At 68.7% G+C, this 4805-nt stretch carries 6 protein-coding genes and 1 pseudogene; 4 read left to right on the top strand and 3 right to left on the bottom strand.

Going from position 1 to position 4805, the window contains the following annotated elements; all coding sequences use genetic code 11:
* The 4 genes and pseudogenes from VF794_RS41865 to VF794_RS05525 form a co-directional block, all read left to right on the top strand.
* Window positions 1-211 (top strand): DUF6444 domain-containing protein (locus VF794_RS41865; protein WP_422653118.1); only part of this gene is annotated, 211 nt, incomplete at its 5' end.
* Window positions 212-401: 190 nt separating this feature from the next.
* Window positions 402-803 (top strand): annotated as a pseudogene (locus VF794_RS41860) (IS66 family transposase); the annotation flags it as partial.
* 56 nt (window positions 804-859) lie between these two features.
* A complete protein-coding gene (locus VF794_RS05530; protein ID WP_331108128.1) occupies window positions 860-1606 on the top strand; it encodes an IS66 family transposase in 747 nt (248 codons plus the stop codon).
* Window positions 1607-1686: 80 nt separating this feature from the next.
* Window positions 1687-1959 (top strand): DUF5953 family protein, encoded by a 273-nt coding sequence (locus tag VF794_RS05525; RefSeq protein WP_331108127.1) that lies wholly within the window; start codon window positions 1687-1689, stop codon window positions 1957-1959.
* Between the two features lie 28 nt (window positions 1960-1987).
* On the opposite strand, the gene VF794_RS05520 is transcribed toward VF794_RS05525, so the two are convergent.
* The 3 genes from VF794_RS05520 to VF794_RS05510 form a co-directional block, all read right to left on the bottom strand.
* Window positions 1988-2257, bottom strand: coding sequence for a DUF2381 family protein (locus VF794_RS05520; protein WP_331108129.1), 270 nt, complete (start codon window positions 2255-2257; stop codon window positions 1988-1990).
* A 524-nt stretch (window positions 2258-2781) separates the two neighbouring features.
* Window positions 2782-3708 carry a lamin tail domain-containing protein gene (locus VF794_RS05515; RefSeq protein WP_331108126.1) on the bottom strand — a complete coding sequence of 309 codons (927 nt, stop codon included), beginning with the start codon at window positions 3706-3708 and terminating at the stop codon, window positions 2782-2784.
* A 148-nt stretch (window positions 3709-3856) separates the two neighbouring features.
* A partial coding sequence (locus tag VF794_RS05510; RefSeq protein ID WP_331108125.1) for a hypothetical protein occupies window positions 3857-4805 on the bottom strand: 949 nt, incomplete at its 5' end.

The following is a 4805-nucleotide window of genomic DNA, read 5'->3' as shown; positions in this document are numbered from 1 at the left end:
AGATGCCCGTATCGCCCAGCTCGAAGCCGAAGTCGCCGAGCTGAAGCAGCAGTTGGCCGAGGCGCTGGCCACCATCGCCGAGCTGCGAGCGCAGCTGGGGCAGACATCGCGCAACTCCAACAAGCCCCCCTCCTCGGACGGGCCAGGAGTGAAACGCTCGAGCAAGGAGCCCACCGGGAGGACAGCCCGGGCACAAAGGGCATCGGCGTGAGTTGTTGCCACCGGAGAAGGTGGACGAGGTGGTGGAGGTGCGGCCCAAGGGGTGCAGCCGGTGCGGCGGCGCACTCGAGCGAAGGGAGGAAGGGCCGGCAGCATGGCGACATCAGGTGGTGGAGCTGCCCGAGGTGAACCCTCGCGTCACCGAGCACCAGCTGTGCTACGGGCAGTGGTACCACCAATGGCGGCAGGGGACGCTGCCGCGCCCGGCCTTCCAACTGCGGATGAGCGAGGTAGAGGCCGCGGTGGCTCGACTGCTGCGCAGGGCGCAAGTGTGCTCGGACCAGAAGGTGGCCGGCATGGCCCAGGCCATCATCAAACTGGAGCCGGCCCTGTGGGCATTCGTGCACATGGAGCAGGTGGAGCCCACCAACAACCGGGCCGAGCGTGCGCTGCGCCCCGCCGTCTGCATGCGCAAGGGCAGCTTCGGCACTCACAGCCCCGAGGGTAGCCGCTACATCGAGCGGATGCTGACGGCCGTCACCACGCTCCAACTGCAGCAGCGCAACGTGCTTGATTACCTGACCACGGCCATGTGCGCGCACTTGCATGGGCAGGCTGCTCCCTCTCTCCTGCCTTCCTCTTGACTGGCGAACACCACCCGGTCTTTCCGAGGCGGTGAACGCTTACGGGCCCGGTGCACTTGGATGACACGGGCTGGCACGAGGGCACCCAGCGCAAGGCCTTGTGGGCGGCGGCTACGGGCCTGGTGGCGGTGTTCCTCATCGCCGAGGGCCGACGCAAGAGGGTGGCCCAGGAGATATTGGGCAAGGGCTTCCAAGGCATCGCGGTAACCGACAGGGCCCGGGCGCACTGGTGGTTGGGCATGGAGCGCTGGCAGTTGTGCTGGAGCCACCTGCAACGCAATTTCCAGAGTTGGGTGGACAGAGGCGGGGAGGCGTGCGAGCCAGGCAAGCACTTGCTGGAATACACCGCCCCGCTCTTCCGACTGCTGCGCTGGGTACGCGACGGCACCCTGCAACGCGGCACCATGCAGCGGCGAATGGACGAAGTGCGCCAGCATGTTCGTGAACTGCTGGAGCAGGTACAGGTGTGCGCGGACGAGACAGCTGCCAGGTCGGCCAGCGAACTTCTGGAGTTTTGGAAGGCGCTGTGGACATTCATGCAGCGCGAGGACGTGCCCGCCACCAACAACCATGACGAGAGGCTGCTGCGCCATGCCGTGTGTATGCGTAAGGTGTCCTTCGGCACCAAGAGCCCCGAGGGCAGCCGCTTCATCGAGCGCGCCCTTTCCACCGTGACGACGCTGCGATTGCAGAATCGTCCCGTGCTCCCTTTCCTCACCCGGGCTGTCGAGGCCTGGTTGCATGGGCAAAGCGCTCCTTCTCTGCTGCCGTCTCCTGCCCTCGGCCTATCTGCTGCTGCTTGACGAGGGTCCTCATTCCAACCGCGTGAACGCGTACGAAGAATCGGCCAGAAGACCTGGAGCCTCCACCCCGAGGGCTACCGGTGCTCAAGTCCCCTAGTGCCATGCGCTCGCCTGAGATTCCGCATCGCCTCGGGTGGCTGAGCTACTGGTCGGCCGCTGCGGCACGGGCCATCGGCTTTCCGGATCCCTCCCGCGACGCGGAGTTGCTGTCACGCTCATGGCGTACCACGACTGGCGGGTGGGTTGTCCGGCTCACCGATGCGCCGCTCGACCTGGACAACCCCGCGCACCTGGACGCGCTCAAACGGGCCTACGAGCGCTTCCCGGAGATTGGCGGGCGCTCCACCCCTTGAGGCTCGGCACGGCTCGCGGTGGCCGTGTTCAGGGCGCCGCCTGCTGGCTCACCGGGAAGGTGACGTTCCCGAGAGTGACGGTGCGCGGCCCCTGCGCTTCCCACAGCTTGAGGGTACAGGGGCAGCCAAGCTGCGCGGGCTCCCCCTCCACGCCCACCACGACGGCGCCCTTACCATTCGGGGGAACGGGCACCTCCTGCCACGCGACGAGCGCCACCTCTTCCCCCGTCGAGTCCACCAGCGCCGCCCCCGCCAGTGTCCAGGGCTCAGCGCCGGGGTTAGAGAGGCCCAGCCTCACAGCCACGCTTGCCGGTCGAGCCTCACCCTCGCAGGTTTAGCTGTAGCTCCGGGCTTCACCGAGCCGCAGCGCGTTGGCTGGCTGCTCCCTCAGAAACGAGTCAAGCTTCCTAGACGCCACGACCCCGGCCCACGCGGCGCTGGAACTGTTACGACGTGTGTCGTCCCTGGTGCCTCCGCCTCGGGCGAACCTCACGAGGTTTCATGGCGTCTTCGCTCCGGGCGCCAGGCTCCGTCCATTTCTGGTCCCTCGAGCGGGGAGGGAGGTGGGCCCACAGAAGGAGAGCCTCTGCCTGGCCGCGACGGTGGAGGAGCCGAGCAAGCAGAGGAGGACGCGGGTGGATGGGGCCGGGCTGCCGCGCAGGACGTTCGCACTGGACGGGCTTCGCCTGTCCGCGGTGTGGAGGCAGGCGAAAGGTGCTGGCGTAGGTGACGGCCCCCGCTGGGGTGCGCTCGATAGTGGAGCACCTGGGCCTGCCCACGCGGACTCTGAAGCGGGCCCCGGCCGGGGACCACCCCAGCGGATCAGTAGGAGGTCCCGTTGGCCCGCTTGCCCGGCGAGGCCAGGGTGCTCGCCACGCTGGTGTGCACGACGAAGCTGGCGTGGCTGGTGCCATCCGGGCTCCGGGTGGCGGACACGCCGTCCGTCGCACTGAGCGCCGAGTCCAGGTAGACGCTGTCAATCACGTTTCCTGTCGGCCCCTTCAGCGTCACGGTCTCGCTGCCGTTGGACAGGTTGAGCGAGCCCGTCGACGCGGCCACCGCGTTGGTCAGGCCCGCGGGGATGCCCGAGGCCGCGCCGAAGACCACCACGCCGCGCCCGGCGCCCAGGCTCGTTCCACTGGGGAAGGTGTGCCGCGGGCCCGCCGCGTCCCAGAGCGTCCAGCCGGAGATGTCCTGCGCGGTCGTCTTGGGGTTGACCACCTCCACGAACTCGCGCGTCACATCCGTGCCCGCCTCATTGACGAGCACCTCGTTGATCAGCACTCCGTCGAAGGTTCCCCCACCGCCGGACGTGGTGAGGGTGAAGGCCGCGTTGCTGGTGTCGCTGATGGCGGAGTTGGACGCGTCACTCACCCGCACCTTCGCCACGTTGGTGGCGATGACGGGCACGCCCCACGAATACGAGCCCGAAGCGGCATCCGCGCTGGCGACGACCGTCCTCCAGGTGCTGCCGTCCACCGTCAGCTCCACCTTCACGGCCGTCACACCCGAGGCGGACCACCTGGCGGTGCCGAAGCTGTTGCTCCGCAGGCTCTCACCCCCGTTGGGGGAGAGCACCGTGATGCTCTGGGTGAGGGCGCCGCCGGACCGCGCGGGCTCCAGGGACTCCCCGCCCATCCCCTCGTCCCACTCCTCGCCCCCACAGGACGCGAGCGTCAGGGAGAGCAGGGCGGCCAGGAGACGGCGGTTCAGGACCAGGGACGTCGAAGAAGTGTCAGGGGTGCTCATGAGGGAGGGAATCCTGCTCCACGCGCGGAGCGAACAAGGTTTCGCTGGCATACCGGTTTCCCAAAAAAGTCCGGATTTCCAGGTTCCCCCTTTATCGGCACAGGCTGGAAAGTGTTGCGTCCGTTGTTACGGACCCGGCTAGCCCAGGTCAGTCCTGCTGCGTCCCGTTGTACACCGCCTCGAGGATGGCGAAGCGGTTCGGGTACGCCTGCTGGAGCGCCGAGTAGGCCTCGGTGCTCGTCTCGCGCGCCTCCACGTAGGCGAGCCACGACTCCGCGAAGTCCTCCCGCGCGTTGTCGTTGGCGTACACCGAAGTGGAGGTGCCGTCCGCCTGCATCGCCTCGTCCCACCCGCTCGGCCGGCCCGGCCGGCTCGAGTTGGCGTTGCGCTGGGCCTCGAACCCGACCGCGTGCCCGAACTCGTGGTCGAACGTCATCTCGTCGAGGTCGTCGATCCCCATCTGGATGCGGCCGCCACCGACGTCGTCGAAGCGGCCGCGCGGAGAGCCCGGCGACAGCTCGAGGGAGCCGTTCGAGTCGCGCACGGACGTCGGGTTCTGGGACCAGTAGTCGGCGGCCTCCGCCACGCCCTGCAGGAGCTGATCCGCCGAGAGCCCGTTGCCGCGGATGATCATGGAGTTGTTGTGCGCGTCCGAGATGCGCCAGTCGTTGTTGCTCCCCTGCTCGAACCGGAGCGGCTCGGTCACACCGTTGGAGTTGGTGAACTGCACGAACTCGCCGTTGGCGGCGCGGACCGCCTCCTCCTGCGCCTGGGCGAGCTGCGGCGTGCGCTGCGTCTCATCCGCCAGGACGTAGGGGTCCCGGGTCTCGTTGGGCGGGAGCGTGGGCGCCGGCGGAGTCTGGGCCTGGGCGGGCACGGTGGCTTGCGGCTGGCCACCGAACAGCTGACTGAGCCATCTCGGCGCGTGACCATCCGCGGGGGCGCCCGCCACCGACGCGGGCGCCTCTGTGGTGCCCGTCAGCGACACCGGCGAGGGCGTCGTGGAGGCGGGCTCGAAGCTGCTGTGGCCGCTGAAGCCCGTGGGCGGCGTGTGGCTCTCCGGCGTGTGGCTCTCCGGCGTGTGGCTCTCCGGCGTG

Origin of the sequence: Archangium sp., assembly GCF_036389735.1 — a bacterium.
Lineage (GTDB): Bacteria > Myxococcota > Myxococcia > Myxococcales > Myxococcaceae > Archangium.
This window is presented reverse-complemented; position numbering and strand designations above follow the sequence as displayed.